Source organism: Vibrio sp. Vb2131 (assembly GCF_033338535.1).
In the GTDB taxonomy this organism is placed as follows: domain Bacteria; phylum Pseudomonadota; class Gammaproteobacteria; order Enterobacterales; family Vibrionaceae; genus Vibrio; species Vibrio alginolyticus.
Map to the genome: position 1 here is coordinate 180599 of NZ_JAWOSW010000008.1, position 15323 is coordinate 195921.

Annotated in this window: 13 protein-coding genes; 8 read left to right on the forward strand and 5 right to left on the reverse strand. The window is 42.0% G+C overall.

The annotated features are described in order from the left end of the window. The first annotated feature begins 155 nt into the window (after positions 1 to 155). The 7 genes from metA to R7E38_RS11355 all read left to right on the forward strand — a co-directional run bounded on the left by metA (position 156) and on the right by R7E38_RS11355 (position 10267). Positions 156 to 1097, forward strand: coding sequence for a homoserine O-acetyltransferase MetA (gene metA / locus R7E38_RS11325; protein WP_005377792.1), 942 nt, complete (start codon positions 156 to 158; stop codon positions 1095 to 1097). Between the two features lie 179 nt (positions 1098 to 1276). Beyond that, the gene (gene pilW, locus R7E38_RS11330; protein ID WP_017820928.1) at positions 1277 to 2002 is read left to right on the forward strand and encodes a type IV pilus biogenesis/stability protein PilW; all 726 of its coding nucleotides are present in this window, start codon (positions 1277 to 1279) and stop codon (positions 2000 to 2002) included. 267 nt (positions 2003 to 2269) lie between these two features. Further along, complete coding sequence (locus R7E38_RS11335; RefSeq protein ID WP_226083643.1) at positions 2270 to 3199, forward strand: phosphate/phosphite/phosphonate ABC transporter substrate-binding protein; 930 nt, start codon at positions 2270 to 2272, stop codon at positions 3197 to 3199. After that, entirely contained in the window at positions 3199 to 5355 is a 2157-nt protein-coding gene (locus R7E38_RS11340) for a GGDEF domain-containing phosphodiesterase (RefSeq protein ID WP_226083644.1), read from the forward strand. The genes R7E38_RS11335 and R7E38_RS11340 overlap by 1 nt, the downstream gene beginning before the upstream one ends. Before the next feature lie 156 nt (positions 5356 to 5511). Beyond that, the gene (locus tag R7E38_RS11345) at positions 5512 to 8688 is read left to right on the forward strand and encodes a response regulator (protein WP_213903512.1); all 3177 of its coding nucleotides are present in this window, start codon (positions 5512 to 5514) and stop codon (positions 8686 to 8688) included. A 9-nt stretch (positions 8689 to 8697) separates the two neighbouring features. Further along, positions 8698 to 9174 carry a hypothetical protein gene (locus R7E38_RS11350; protein WP_017633987.1) on the forward strand — a complete coding sequence of 159 codons (477 nt, stop codon included), beginning with the start codon at positions 8698 to 8700 and terminating at the stop codon, positions 9172 to 9174. Position 9175: 1 nt separating this feature from the next. After that, a complete protein-coding gene (locus R7E38_RS11355) occupies positions 9176 to 10267 on the forward strand; it encodes a hypothetical protein (RefSeq protein ID WP_025766727.1) in 1092 nt (363 codons plus the stop codon). A 150-nt stretch (positions 10268 to 10417) separates the two neighbouring features. Here the strand turns inward: R7E38_RS11355 and R7E38_RS11360 are convergent, their stop codons facing one another. The 4 genes from R7E38_RS11360 to R7E38_RS11375 form a co-directional block, all read right to left on the reverse strand. Then, positions 10418 to 10729, reverse strand: a complete 312-nt coding sequence (locus R7E38_RS11360) for a hypothetical protein (protein WP_005377799.1) — start codon at positions 10727 to 10729, stop codon at positions 10418 to 10420. Positions 10730 to 10931: 202 nt separating this feature from the next. Next, a complete protein-coding gene (locus R7E38_RS11365; RefSeq protein ID WP_226083645.1) occupies positions 10932 to 11366 on the reverse strand; it encodes a DUF962 domain-containing protein in 435 nt (144 codons plus the stop codon). A 119-nt stretch (positions 11367 to 11485) separates the two neighbouring features. Next, complete coding sequence (locus R7E38_RS11370) at positions 11486 to 11839, reverse strand: MmcQ/YjbR family DNA-binding protein (RefSeq protein WP_005377801.1); 354 nt, start codon at positions 11837 to 11839, stop codon at positions 11486 to 11488. A 23-nt stretch (positions 11840 to 11862) separates the two neighbouring features. Further along, complete coding sequence (locus tag R7E38_RS11375; protein ID WP_053350391.1) at positions 11863 to 12345, reverse strand: MarR family winged helix-turn-helix transcriptional regulator; 483 nt, start codon at positions 12343 to 12345, stop codon at positions 11863 to 11865. A 110-nt stretch (positions 12346 to 12455) separates the two neighbouring features. Between R7E38_RS11375 and R7E38_RS11380 the strand changes: the two genes are divergently transcribed. Then, positions 12456 to 13343, forward strand: a complete 888-nt coding sequence (locus R7E38_RS11380; protein WP_213961178.1) for a DMT family transporter — start codon at positions 12456 to 12458, stop codon at positions 13341 to 13343. Between the two features lie 130 nt (positions 13344 to 13473). On the opposite strand, the gene R7E38_RS11385 is transcribed toward R7E38_RS11380, so the two are convergent. Continuing rightward, entirely contained in the window at positions 13474 to 14796 is a 1323-nt protein-coding gene (locus R7E38_RS11385) for an EAL domain-containing protein (protein WP_226083646.1), read from the reverse strand. Between the last annotated feature and the right edge of the window lie 527 nt (positions 14797 to 15323).

Genomic DNA, 15323 nt, shown 5'->3' on the forward strand with positions numbered 1-15323 from the left:
TGCTTTAGTCACAATTGTGTGACAACCCCGAGTACGGTTTACCATAATGTAAAGAGTAGATTGAAAAGTCGGATTTCGTATCGACATCTAAACTTAATTAAGTTAGCTTTAGAAGTATAGACGTCTATATTGACTATGCTTAGGGAGAGAAAGTCGTGCCAATTAGAATTCCAGATCAATTACCAGCTACCGATGTATTAAGGACAGAAAACATCTTCGTGATGAGTGAAACGCGTGCAGCGAGTCAGGAAATACGTCCTTTAAGAGTGCTGATCCTTAATCTGATGCCAAAAAAAATAGAGACTGAAACTCAGTTTCTGCGTCTACTCTCAAACAGCCCACTACAGGTTAACGTCGAATTACTGCGCATTGATAACCGCCCGAGTAAAAATACGCCAACTGAACATTTAGACACGTTTTATCGCCAATTTGAAATGGTGCGAGATAAAAACTTCGATGGCATGATCATTACTGGGGCTCCATTAGGTTTGGTGCAATTTGAAGATGTCATTTATTGGGATCATCTCAAAACCATCATGGAGTGGGCAAAAGATCATGTGACATCCACTCTTTATGTTTGCTGGGCTGCGCAAGCAGGGTTAAAGCTACTCTACGATCTACCTAAAAAAACGCGTAAAGAAAAACTTTCAGGCGTGTATCACCATCAAATCCATCATCAATTTCACCCTATCTTACGCGGATTTGATGACACGTTTTTGGCTCCTCACTCGCGTTACGCAGATTTTTCGCCTCACTTTCTAGAAGAGCATACTGACTTAGACATTTTAGCGACATCGGATGTCGCAGGTGTGTACTTAGCCACCACAAAAGACAAACGCAATGTCTTTGTCACAGGACACCCTGAGTATGATTCTCACACCCTACATAATGAATATATCCGAGATTTAAGCGAAGGTATGGAGCCCGCTATTCCTGTCAACTATTACCCAAACAACAACCCAGATAACCCACCAATTGCAAGCTGGAGAAGCCATGGACACCTCCTCTTTTTAAACTGGCTGAACTACTGTGTTTATCAGCAAACACCGTACGATCTCGATCACTTCAGTGAAGATGCTTTCACTAAAGACGATTAGCTTCAAAATAAGCAAACAAAGCACTCATCATTACCGAAATGTAATATGTGAACCAAGCCGCCATATGGCGGCTTTTTCATAACAGTTTGCAAACCTGATCGCATAGTGTTTTTTCCTCAATAGGTTTTTGCTAAGTAATTCATATCATGCAGAAAGATTCAGGGATGTAGGGATAAAGAATGAAAACAGCAAAGCTCGGTGCACTAATATTATTGTCTCAGTTTGCACTCGTGGGTTGCGTGACGGTGAAAGAAGATGGAAGCCCTGTCGTTAAAGCCGATCCTGTGGCAATGGCAGAATCACGTATCGCACTTGGCTTAGGTTATTTAGACGGCGGTAACATGATTCGCGCGCATGATAACTTACAACAAGCCTTAAACCACGCACCTCAATACTATCGCGCGCAATTATCTATGGCTCACTACTACGAAACGGTTGGTGAAGATATTAAAGCCGAACAGATGTATAAACGCTCTCTACGCCAACACACTAAAAACGGAAATGTGCTCAATAACTACGGTACTTTTCTTTGCAAGCGAGGTGACTTCGAAAAAGCCGATCAGATGTTTAATCGAGCCATTGAGCAGCCTTATTACTACCTTATTCCAGCAAGCTATGAGAATGCAGCTTTTTGTGCGCTAAAATCACAAGATAAAGACAAAGCGAGATACTACTTTACTAGAGCTATCGATCATGACCCTCATAGACCAAAATCGATTTTGCAACTCGCTAAAATAGAAATTGATAGCGGTGATTATACTGAAGCTAGAATTCGATTAATGAGATTCAATCAAATGTATGGCGTGAAGAAGCCCTCTTTGCAACTCATGATTCAACTTGAACGTGCAGCAGGCAATGAAGCTCTCGAGAAAAAGTATCAAAAACAATTGGAAAAATTTTCTTAGTACAAAATAGCGATACATAAGGCGCATTAGCTCACAGCCAATACAGCGCTTGACCAAGAATCCAGTGAATTCAGACTCACGGTGATACATTCATCCTGTACATAAACGTCAAATTCGGTACTATTTGAACGGAATAAGTGACCAAGTCACATTATAATAAGTGCGCACACAACGAAATTTGTACATCATACTGTTTTTAAGGTTGATTTCGGCACATTGATAAATACTAAATATTACTGACATGCACCAGAAGGAAGTTGAAGCCGGATGAAACCTGCCTGCACTCTGTTATTACTCACTTTGCTGAGTTCACCTTTTGTCGTCAGTGCACAAGAAAATATTGAGAAAACATTCACATTTGGCATTGTGTCCAATAAAGCCCAAAGCAAAATCAAAAAAGCGACGCCCCTTACTCAGTATGTAACTGAAAATATGACTGAATATGGTTACGCAAAAGGGGCGGTAAAGGTATTTAAAAATTATCGTCAGCTCGCGGTTGCGCTTGAAAATGGCACCGTTCAAATTGCAACGGCGACCCCCTTTAATGCGATGACCTTAGAAAAGGAGTCTAATAGCCAAGTTCTTGCTATACGATGGAAAAAAGGCCTGCAAAAATATCATACGGTGTTCTTTACTAATAAAGAGAGTGGCATTGAGTCATTTTCTGACCTGCGCGGAAAAACGCTTGTTTTCGAAAAGCGCACGTCTACCAGCAGCTATTACCTACCTGCGATTACATTGCTGAACCACGGAGAAAAACTGCAATACCTTCCCTCGCCTGATGACAAACCGGCCAAAGACAGTATTGGTTATTTATTCCTTGATGAGCAACTCGCTCAGTCAAATGAAATCAACCTATCTGTATGGGTATATAAACAGAGAGTTGCAGCAGGAGCATTCAGTAACTTCAACTGGAACAATCCCAAAGATTTGCCAGAGAACATGAAAGACAAACTAGCGATTTTTTCTCGTTCTGTTGAAATACCCAGGGATTTGATTCTCGCTTCTCCAAGCATGAGCCTAGAGCAACAACGTAAAATCACGTCCATACTGCTTGATATGGATACAACTCACGAAGGCTCTCTCGCACTTAAAAAGTTTCAGAACACCAAAAAATTCAGCGCGCTTACTCCAGAAATGCGAGCCTCCTTAAGTACAGTGCGCAAGTCAGTTCACTTATTACCGAAGGTGGATTGATGTTTCAAAAGCTCTCACTCGAAACCAAGTACATTTGCTCGACAATGTTCGTTGTCTTGTTTGTTGTGGTGATAAATCTTGCGTTATACATGCACGGTTACGATGCGTATTCAAATAGCTTAACTCAACAAATCACGAACAACTCTCAAGAAAAAACAGAATCTTACGTTAAGCAAAAAGGGTTGGTTTATGCAGAGCTATTATCAAAACAGCTTTTTGATCCACTCTATACAGACAATATCAGTCAAGCGTATGAGCAAATTAAGGCAACATTGAGCCAGCCAGATGTATCGAAAATACATGTTGTTGACAATGAAGGGCTAATCTTTCACGACGGCACTACTCAGCTAAGGATGTTTGCCCAACCTCATTACCGCTCTCCTTTTATTTTGAAAGCAATAAAAGAATCCAGAACTCTCGTTTCCTTTTCCAAGCATCAGTTGGAGATCGCAGCGCCGATTCAGCAATCAAACATAACTCTTGGGGCGGTATATCTTGAGCTTAACTTGATACATCTACTGGAAGAAAAAGAACAGAACATTGAACAAGTCCAAGCGATTACCTCAAACGATAAACAGAAGATGTTTAACTTGCTGCTAACGATCAGTGGGATATCCGTTCTATTCGGTAGCATCATCGCTTATGTTTTGGGGCGGTCGTTAACTAAGCCACTCAAGCAACTAAAAGATCAATTTTCAGAGTCAAATACCCAAGCGCTGCCAGTCACCGACATACAAAGCAAAGATGAAGTGGGAGAACTTATTTCGGCGTACAACAAAATGTCAAACAAAGTGAACCGATACACCAGCCGAGTTGAGTTCATGGCGTACCACGATATTCTGACTTCCCTGCCAAACCGAGAAAAGTTACTCATTGATATTCAAACGCAAATAACTGACCACAAATCCCCCTCACTCGCGGTTGTGTTTATTGACTTGGATGACTTTAAGCACATTAACGATAACTATGGACATAACATTGGGGATAAATTGCTAGGCCATCTTGCCTCAGAGCTTCAAGGCCGTTTGCCGAGTTATTTTAAGCCGCTTTACCGCCTTTCTACCATCGTAAGTCGAGTAGGTGCGGATGAATTTGTACTGGCCTTTCCGTGCTCGGACAATCATGAAGCTACAGAAAAAGCGCACGATATTCATCGCCAACTACTCTCTCCCTTTAGTTTGGAAGAGAACGATATTCAAATTACGGCAAGCCTCGGAATTGCTGTGTATCCAGAATTTGGTTCAAACGCTGAGTCTCTTTTACAGCTTTCTTCTCTTGCGGCGCAGGAATCCAAAAGACGCGGTAAAGACATTATGACGATATACGATTCCACGTTTGATGAAACGATTAAACAACGTTTATACATAGAACGAGAACTGCGTCGTTCAGTACGTGATTTGTCTCAATTCGAGCTGTGGTATCAACCACAATTTGATCTAAAAACCTATCGCCTAATTGGGGTCGAAGCATTGGTTAGGTGGAATCATCCCGAGAAAGGTTATATCAGTCCAGAATCGTTTATCCCGATCGCAGAACAAAGTGATTTAATATTGGAGCTTGGAGAACATATCATTGAGACGGCAGTTGCTCAGCGGGCAATGTGGGCAGAACATTTCGGTACTGATTTTCACATTGCACTAAACTTGTCCCCAAGACAAATCTATCGCCAAGATTTAAGTCAATTATTTTCTAAGTATTTACGACGACATGATGTCGCCCCTCAAACCATTCATGTTGAAGTGACAGAGTCACTTTTTATTGATGATACAGAGAAAGCTCAATATGTGCTTAAAAAACTACAAAGTATCGGAGTGGAAGTTTGGCTAGATGACTTTGGTACGGGGTATTCAGCCCTTGCCTACCTACAACATATGGCTTTTGACGGGCTCAAGATTGATCGTTCATTTATCGCTCAAATCCGAAAAAGCGATCAAGACGATTCATTAGTTCGCGCGATTGTATCCATGGCTCACAACCTAAGAATGAAAGTAGTAGCCGAAGGCGTAGAAACTCAAACTCAACTCACACGAATGGAGTCTCTCCACTGTGACGTCGTACAAGGTTTTTTCTTAGGTAGACCTGTACCTGCCGAGGAATTGATTGCATTTGAATACCAACGAGGGAGTGGCGCTCAAAGCGTCAATCACTTTGCTTAGAACGCCGTTTTGTTAACTATTGCCGCTTAGCGCGTTAGTACTCGTAATGCAATATCGGTCACACTTCCCCCACCTCATTAATATGAATTTTCTCTTAAAATCTAACATCTGAGATAAATAAACTACACTTTTCATATCAACTTCTTGGATATGGAAATGCGCGTGGTAGGAATCTTTTCTTGGAACAACCTGTCGGTAAAACAAAAGCTATTTGGGTTGGTTTTGCTGCCAATTTTATTGTTGCTTGTCCTCGCGGGTAAACATGTACAAAGCCTTTCTATCCAGGCTCAGGAACTACAAAAAGCACAGTTATTCTCTGTCTACGTCGACCGCGTATCTTCGCTTTATCACCTACCGAATAACCCTGATTTAATAGATAAGCAACTAAAAACTCAGCAGATATCTCAATTGTTACGCGACACCGCTGCACCAGTATTCGGTGAAAACGCTGAGATACTAAACCAGTTGACAAGCTTTGAGGAAGCAACCCTCTCGATGCTCTCTTCGCAAAATCAAGAAGAAAAGTTAGATGCGGCAGAGTGGCGCGCTGATACGTTCAAAGAAATCCTCATGAGCTTAGACAAAGTCTATTTTAGAAATGTGAGTTATGAAACAAACACTCACCTTTCTTCTTTGATGCAACTTGAATGGTTGATGTTTTGGTCCACTGAAGAGCATAGATTAAGCGAATATTTGATTCGATCTTCAGAGGAAAATAACGAGTATGACCTCACAACACAGGCTTCTATCCAATCTTTAATCCAGAACCAACAACTATTTCTAGAGCGTTTTGTGACGCTAAATGCCAATCAACAACAAGTAGATCTGCTCATTGAGACGTTTACGGGTGAAGTCTTTATCAAAAGCCAAGAGTTTCGTGCTTATTTATTGCAACCAGCTCAACTCAAATCATTAACCCCGGATGAGATTGATGCGGGGTTATCTGCACTCAACAAACGCTTATCGTTATTACAAAGTGTTGACGACAAAATGGAACAACAGCTGAGTGATGATATATCAAAGACAATCAACACGACGACACAGCACCGCTTTACCTTTATCGCAATGATGAGCCTTTTAACGCTGTTGGTCGTAAGTTTAACGCTAAGATTGGTGCGAAAAGTTACTGGAAACTTGAATCTAGTCCTCAAATTTCTCAGTAACGAAAGCAATGAACAAAGTAACACTGAAAATTCACCTCTTGCTCAACTAATAAAGGGTAAAGACGAGCTGAGTAAGTTTGCTCGAGAGGTAAAAAAGCTTAGTGATGAGCGGATGTTGTCCAGACTAAAGCTCACACAAGCTAAAGAAGATGCAGAACAAGCAAAAGATGATGCAATTAAGGCGAGTAAAGCCAAAAGTAGCTTTTTGGCCAACATGTCCCACGAGATCCGCACGCCGCTAAATGGCGTTATTGGTATCTCTGAAGTCTTATCCGATACTTCCCTGACTGCCACACAACGCGATTACGTCGACACGATTGAAACCTCCTCCCAACTGCTTTTGAGTTTAATTAATGACGTTCTAGACTTCTCAAAAATTGAATCTGGGATGTTGCTCATTAGCCCACATTCAACTTGTGTTCGAGAGTCTATCTATGACATTGCTTCTATCATTTCACCGAAAGCAAAGGAAAAAGGCATCGATGTGCAAGTCAACATTAGCCGTAACACGCCTTACCACGTAATGTTGGATGACCATCGTATACGCCAAGTTGTCATGAACTTCATGTCTAACGCGGTAAAATTTACCGAACAAGGCAGTGTAGAGCTATCGGTCATCACCCGCGAAATAAAAAATGGTGAAGCGGTCATCGAGTTTTCCGTTAAAGATTCTGGGATTGGTATTGATGCCCAGCAGCAAAAGAAAATATTTGCTCCATTTGCCCAAGAGGATAACTCTACTACCCGACAATTTGGGGGAACTGGACTTGGGCTTGCCATTAGCACGCAATTAGTTGAGCTAATGGGTGGAGAAATTCAACTTGAATCCGAGAAAGGTAAAGGCAGTCGCTTCTTCTTTGAACTAACTGCACCTGTTGTGACGCAAGAGTTTAACGCTTATCACGCTCTGAATCACAACGATATATGGATTGTATGCAGCAGTACTCAACTAGAACAAAAACTGCGTAACGAGTTAAGTTTTTTCAACATCAATATAACGCAGTCAGTAGATACCTTAAGTGCGTTGCCAACGTGGATTGATAACGAGCGCGTTATCGTTATTCATGTAGAAGCATCACCAAATGCAGCGGCGATGCATATCGATGAGATAGAAAGCCTTTGTAAACGAAACATTCGTGTCTGCCTCATCAAGCACCTTCATAGCCCACAATTCGACTTTAGAAACAGTATCAGCGCCTTGGTCACTCAGCCACTACTAGGGCAGCGCTTAATTAAAGCACTTGAAAGTTGTGCGGCAAATTTCTCGCACGCACAACAAGAGAGCACTTCAGCGCAACATGTTAAATCTCTGCCGAAAATTTTGGTCGTTGATGACAATACGGTCAATCAAAAAATCGCGGGGCTACACGTCACAAAAGCTGGCTTCGACTTTGATGTCGCTGTAAACGGACAAGAAGCGGTTGAGAAATTTCAACAGAATCAATACAGCCTAATTTTAATGGACTGCATGATGCCCGTAATGGATGGATTTGAAGCCACCCAAATAATTCGTCAAATAGAAGTAAAAGAAAAACGCGCTTTCAGAATTCCGATTATTGCTCTAACGGCAAGTGTGGTCGATGACGATATACAAAAATGCTTTGACGTTGGAATGGATGACTATGTGCCCAAACCGTTTAAAGCAGGGTTGCTTAAAGAGAAGTTAGATAAGGCAATTGGGTTACGTGTTTCCAACACGACGCCTGCTGAACCACACCAAGAGAACACCACCCCCGATAAAACTCATGAACTACCTGCAAGTTCTGAGCAACCAGAAGCAACGGTAACGCCTATTCGCTCCGAACGCATCTTGCTTGTCGAAGATAATAGAGTGAACCAGAAAGTGGCTTCTCTATTGCTATCTAAAGCAGGCTATCAATTCGAAGTCGCAGAAAACGGACAAATTGCAGTCGAAATGTTCCAAAAAGATGGAAAGTTTGATGTTATTTTGATGGATTGCATGATGCCCATAATGGATGGGTTTGAAGCTTCTAGGCAAATTAGAGCTTATGAAGCGAGTAAAGGATTAGCTAAGACGCCCATTATCGCATTAACAGCAAGCGTCGTTGATGATGATATTCAACGCTGCTTTGATTCAGGAATGGATGCCTACGTACCAAAGCCTGTGCGCAAAGAAAAACTGTTGTATCAAATTGAACAAGCAATGTAGGTGGATTCTATGAGTAGAAATCATTCTCGCGTTGCTTTTCCTTTGCGTTACATAAAACGCTATCTGTTCATTCTGATTGCCCTTCTTTCATTAAATTGCCAAGCTCTCGCTGCAGAGAGCTACGCCGTTTTCTCATTTAATGACGAATTCTCTCCGCTCACTGTCAATAAAGCGCGAAAGTTGTACAGAGGGAAGACGCAACTTTTACAAGGCCAGCGAATTGAACTCTCTGACTGGCCTGCGACATCAACAGAAAGAGCTGAGTTCTATCGTTATCTTCTCAACAAAAATTTAGCGCAAATGAACGCGCATTGGGCAAGCTTGTCTTTTTCAGGTAAAGCTAGACCGCCAAAAGTGATTGCACGCTCCAGCATTGATGACCTCATAGCATGGATGCAAGAGAAGCCGAATAGAATTGGTTATGCCCCAACATCGAGCGTCCCTAGTAATGCTCATGTTTTATGTGTGGTTAGCTCGGAGAACTGATATGAAAAAATATTTAACCATGTTATCGCTGAGTATCGCGACCTTTCCGAGCTCAGCCACGATTGAACTAACAGAACAACTTTCTTTAAGTGGTTTTGGCTCTACTTCGTGGGCAAAATCCGATAACCCAACTACGTTACTAGTTAACCGCTTTATTGGCGATGAATCTTGTTTCGATTGCGATACCACTTTCGGCATGCAGCTCGATTATTTTCACAAGGCATTTCGGGCATCCGCACAAGTCGTAAAGCGCCCGCAAGACCATTGGAGCTCGCCTCAGCTCGAGTGGGCGTATTTGGCTTATACCTATCAAAACATAGAAATACGAGGAGGACGCTTAAGACTGCCACTGTTTTTGATGTCTGAGTACAACTATGTCGGCCACGCTTTTACCCAAGCCCGCCCACCGAATGAGGTATATGACAGCATTCTAGGTATCACGGCTTATAACGGCCTATCTGCACGCTGGATTCATGACCTCAATGAGCAAGTCGTACTTACTGCCATGCCGTTTGTCGGGTTTAAAGACAATAGTGACGTAACCATCAATGAACGTACTGAATTGGAAATTGAGTCAAACAATACTGCAGGGATGAACTTAACGCTAAGCGGAGAGAGCTATCGTTGGAATTTTTCCTACCTCCACGGCGATTATGATCAAACAACGACGCTCTCTAACATTGAGCAGTCCACTCCCGGTGGCGGAACCACAATCATTGACCGTCTAGTTGAAACAGAAAAAAACAACACGATCGATCTGTTCTCTCTAGGGTTAAGATACGAGCTCGATAACATTGTGATTATGGCAGAAGGACAGACCAGCAATCTTTCCTCATCTTGGTACGCGACAACAAGTTATAATGTAAACAAGCTGACTCCTTATATTGTTTACGGTCAGCAGTTTAATAGTCGGGATAAAAAAAGTGGAGACAGTTTCTTACTCGGATTGAGATACGACCTAGATTACAACGTTTCCCTAAACGCAGAATGGCAAAGGTTCAACGCCTACAATAATAGCTCTGGCGCGTTTTCATCAGCCCCAAAGGATGACAGTGCGAGCCTTTATACGCTAATGCTCAACTTCGTTTTTTAATGTTTCTTACAGTACCAACTTCCACAACACTGGGGGCTGTTTGTTGTATTAAGAAGGCTTTTTGCAACACGTAACTAAACGCTAAACAACTGGAAGGGATAGAATCGATCAGATAGGTAAGTGGCAATCCAAACAGAGACAAAGGTTACTCTATTTCGGTTTATTTTGATTGCCTTTTAACCGCTTTTCTTTGCGTCGCAGTGCCCGGAAAAACTTTGACTCTTCGTGGTACCAACCAAGGACACTAATTGGAAAGCCCACGAGCATCATAATAAAAACATCCGCTGGGAGTTGTTCCCAAATGTCGCTTAAAGAATGCAGCTCTCCAAAAATGAACAAACCGATGACTTTACCAAGCAGTAATGCACAACAAATCATAAAGAAGGACTTTAATATATAGTGCCATTTGCCTTTTTTACGCTCTTCTCTCCAATAGGCATATTTATATTGTCGGTCGTACATTCATCCCCCTAAAGTAAACTTGCCGTAAGTTTAAGTATCTCGATAGCGTAAAGTGCGTTGGCACCTCTTTAATCATAGTGCGTATCTAAAGTGAATGCTTGTCGTGGCAATAAGAATGAGAGGTATTCTGTAGTAAGAGCTACATAATCTCTGAACGTTATATGTCTTGTGTCATTCGGATGATGCCTGATTTTGCTTATCGCTAGTGTTTTCTGAACACCCAAATCGGGCCGATGAGTAGAAACTGTAAATCCTCAAAAAACGACGGTTTTTTACCTTCAATCTTGTGACCGATAAATTGCAATATCCACAATACACCAAACAAGAGCATAGAAATATGCAGAACGGGCAACATCAATACCTCTAGAAACCAAATAAGGCCAATGCACGCTAATGTGTAGCCGATCATCATCATGAATACGCTCAGAGACAAACGAAAATAGAAAACCCAAGTGGGGATCACCGCTACCCAAACCCAATTAAGTTCGAAGCCTAATAATGAAATCTGGGGAATCGACCAAATAAGTCCAACCACAGAAAGGTAAATACCTGGAACTGCGATTGTGTGAATCTTTTGGTTGATAGGGTTTTGGTGACTCTCCCCGTATTCTTTTAGCCATTCAGATAATGCTCGCATATCATTCCCCTTTTCCACCTTCTTATTCTTATATAGCCCGAGGATGAAAAAGGTGCGAATTTTTCCGTAAAGACTACGAGCAACGAGCGACAAAACAACAGAGGCCAGTGCGTTGCCGATTACTCACCAAGCAACGCTCGTTGTGCTTTCGGCAGCTTGGCAACGACAAGAGCATAAGAGCGTTCACACAAGTCTTGAATCAACCCATCCTCGACATCACCGTTAAAATAAACCGTTATCCAATGACGCTTATTTAAGTGATAACCCGGGATAATGTCCGTAAACTGCGACGTTAAGACTTCTCCATCTTCTGGTTTTACTTTTACGCTGACATACTCCCGACCGTTTCTCTCTGCAATGATGGCAAACATCTTGCCTTTGATTTTGTATACAACCGCTTCAGGCCCAAATGGGAAATCACTTTCTGCACACATGAAGGTACTTAAGTATTGTTCTAGTTCTTTGCTTTTCATATCCCCTACCTCCTTCTGCGTTCTCACTCAAATTGTGGCAATAGCAATTTTAACGCCTGGTTAACCTGCGCTTTTTCATTGCCTTCTAGACCATGCAATAACGATTGCTGAACGTCTACATGCTCCAAAATTAGCTTGTCAATTAAGGTTAAGCCTTGCTCTGTTAGTTCAACGGTGACGCTACGTCGGTCTTCTTTACTATGGGTTCTGGTAATAAACCCTTTCTTCTCAAGTTTATCTAAGCGATTGGTCATCGCACCCGAAGTGAGCATCATCGACTCTATTAACGCTGAAGGAGTAAGACAATATGGTGAACCAGCTCGACGCAGTGTCGCTAACACATCAAATTCACCCATTTTCAGATCGTACTTCTTATGTAGCTCGGCGACCCTAGATTCCATGTGTTTTGCAATTCGCATTAGTCGACCCATTATTGCCATCGGTTCAGTGTCGAGGTCTGGCTTCTCCCTAGCCCACTGCTCTACCACTCTATCAATTGCATCCATTATTTCTCTCCAAACATCATATATTTTTTATTTTAACATAAAGATACTTTACAAAAAGCCACCTTGCCGATATCGTTACATTTAATTATCTCTACATAAAGATATTTAACATGAACATTTTACTTGCGATGATTCCTGCCTTTTTTTGGGGGACGACTTACGCTGTTACTCAGTTTACTCTACCGGACTGGCCTCCCGTTTTACTTGGCGCTCTAAGGGCACTGCCTGCGGGTCTTTTGTTGCTGGCAATAAAGCCCTCGTTTCCAAAAAGAAGTGAGTGGAAGGTGCTGCTTGTTTTAGGAACCATCAACATCGCTTGCTTCTTTGGTCTTATTTTTGTCATGGCGTTAACGCTTCCTTCTGCCATCTCTGGTGTTGGTATGGTTTCGGTCCCCGTTTTTGCGATGCTGTTTGGTTGGGCGGTCTACAAACGTCAGCCTAGTGGCATTCAAGCGATAAGCGGCGCAACTTTGATTGCTTTAGCTTGGTTCTTATTTGATCCTAGCTCTATTTCTCTCGACCCCGTGGGCTTACTTGCGATGATCTCCGCCATTATGTGCATCGTGATAGGAAGTAGCGTAACAAAGTCACTAGGTACAAAAATGCACTGGTGGACAGTGTTAACATGGCAGCTCATTTTGGGTGGCGTGATTATGTCTATCGCAACAAGTGTGCTGGCGATAAACAATCCAGAGCCATATGCTACGGTCGTTCAGGACGTATCCATGACGAATATTCTAGGGTTACTTTGGGTAATTATTCTGAACACCGCATTAGGGTATGGCATGTATGTATGGTTATTACAGCGGATGTCGGTCGTAGATTTTACCTTTGGTGGTATTGCAAACCCAGTCGCAGGCATTGTTTCGGGCCTACTGCTATTGGGGGAAACGTTCACTCCTCTGCAATACAGCTTAATGCTGGGAATGATCGTAATGTCATTACTACCTCAGCTCATTACGTCAATCAAAACGAAAAGAGCCGCACTCTCCTCCTAAGTAACGTTAATTCCTAACACTCTAGGAGTAATGAGAGTGTTAGGAATCCTCAAGTGTGAGCCCATCAGCAAAAATCAGCGCTACCCTAGGAAACTGGCACCTTTAAAGAGGGATGTTGACGTTATAGATGTTAAGCACTTGCAAGGTTAGTCAGGGGCTCTGGTTTAGCGTAAACATAACCTTGAATAAGGTAAATCGCATGCTGAGCCAGGTATTCGACTTGAGCCTGGCTCTCTACACCTTCTGCAATCATCTCACATTCCGCTTTGTTCGCTGCAGACACAATTGAGTCCAGCACTTTCAATTTTTGGTCGTCAGATCCTATTGGATCAATGAACATCTTATCCACTTTTAGACATCGGATGCCCAAGTCTTGTAGGTAAGAAAAGCCACCATATCCGGTACCAAAATCGTCAATTTTGAACTTGTAGCCTTTATTCGTTAAATACAAAATCTCTTTTTTCGCGGCCTCAGTGTCTTTTACTGGTATTCTCTCGGTCAACTCAAAATGAATTCTATTAGAGATTGGCCAATTTAACTCCGACAGCAACTTCGTTAATACACCTGACTCTAAATGGGAGGAAACAATATTGATGCTGACCCACGTATGCTCGGGCAAGTCACTTAAGTCTTGTATGATTTTACGAATAAGCTGATTGGTCATCGGGATAATCAGGCCACTTTCTTCTGCAGCACCAATAAACATATTTGGTGGCACCATTCCATCACGCCGCAACCATCGAATCAGAGCTTCGTATCCTACTGTCTTACCATCGCGACTATCGACAATCGCCTGGTAGTAAGGAATAAATTCTGCATTACTAATCCCATTTTCAATTAGACCAGTAATGGATTTTCTCAAGCTTTTACCAGATATGTATGCAAAGGCAGTCGCAAGACCAGCAAGCACACTTACAAGACCGCCCCACAAAAGTACTCTTTCCTGAGCATAATTTTTAAGTTTTTCACCGCTGTATATCTTGATGAGCATGTTGGCTTGAGACTCTCCTGAAAAGAAAAACTCTTTTGAGAGTGCGTTTTCTTCTCCTGCAATATTCGCTTTGCCACGGCTTATCGTTAAATCACCAAATATTGGTTCATCATACTTAAACTCTACAAATAGGCAGTCTTTGCAAGGCGTTTTTATTACCTCGTTAACCCAACTGTTATCAAGCACCCAGAAGACTTCAACGTGTTCATTATCATAAATGACCATCCACTCTATTTGGTCATTCTGTTGCGGCAAAATAAGTGATGCGAAAAAGTTCTCATCCATCTGAAATCGTTCACTACTAGATGGGCGAGACACTTCACTACCAACCGTGGAACACGTTTTTCCGCCTTCTGTGGTCATCGCAATAAAACGAATGTAACGGTTATAAAAACGTGGGTCGCGTAAAGTTCTTACATCACTATCACTACAAGTAAAATCTAACTGAGCAATCTGCTTCATTATTGCTCCGTCCAAATAGGCAGACCTTTGATTTAAATAATCTACGTAAGCATCTATTTTCGACGCTTTTACCGAGTTGACGTAAAAGTTGGTTATCGAATGAAAGGCCACTACAAATATGGCGATGGGAACTAAGCCGAGTAAAATGGCATACCTTGTATTCTTTGTTATCAAAGTTCGTCCTGCTAATCTGTCAAGCAACCTAAGTGGGATATGAATACTATCTCATTTTTATAGTCCAAAAAGTGAGGAATGACGCTCAATAAAATTATAGACTCAAGTGGCTTTCAGATGTCGGGATTTAGAATGTGGGCACCAAACCACATTCGAGGAGAACAAAGTAGCGACTAAGTGAAAAGTAAGAACGAGCCCAACTGTTAAGTCATCCGTAATAAAAGTGACAACTTGGATCTTGAGCAATACTTTTTAGATAGGCAGCAGATACGCTAAAAAGTAAATTACCACCTTCTAAAGAAGGTGGCTTTGTGTGAGCCCCCTAAAAGGGGGCCTTTGTTTAGTCCAGCGCC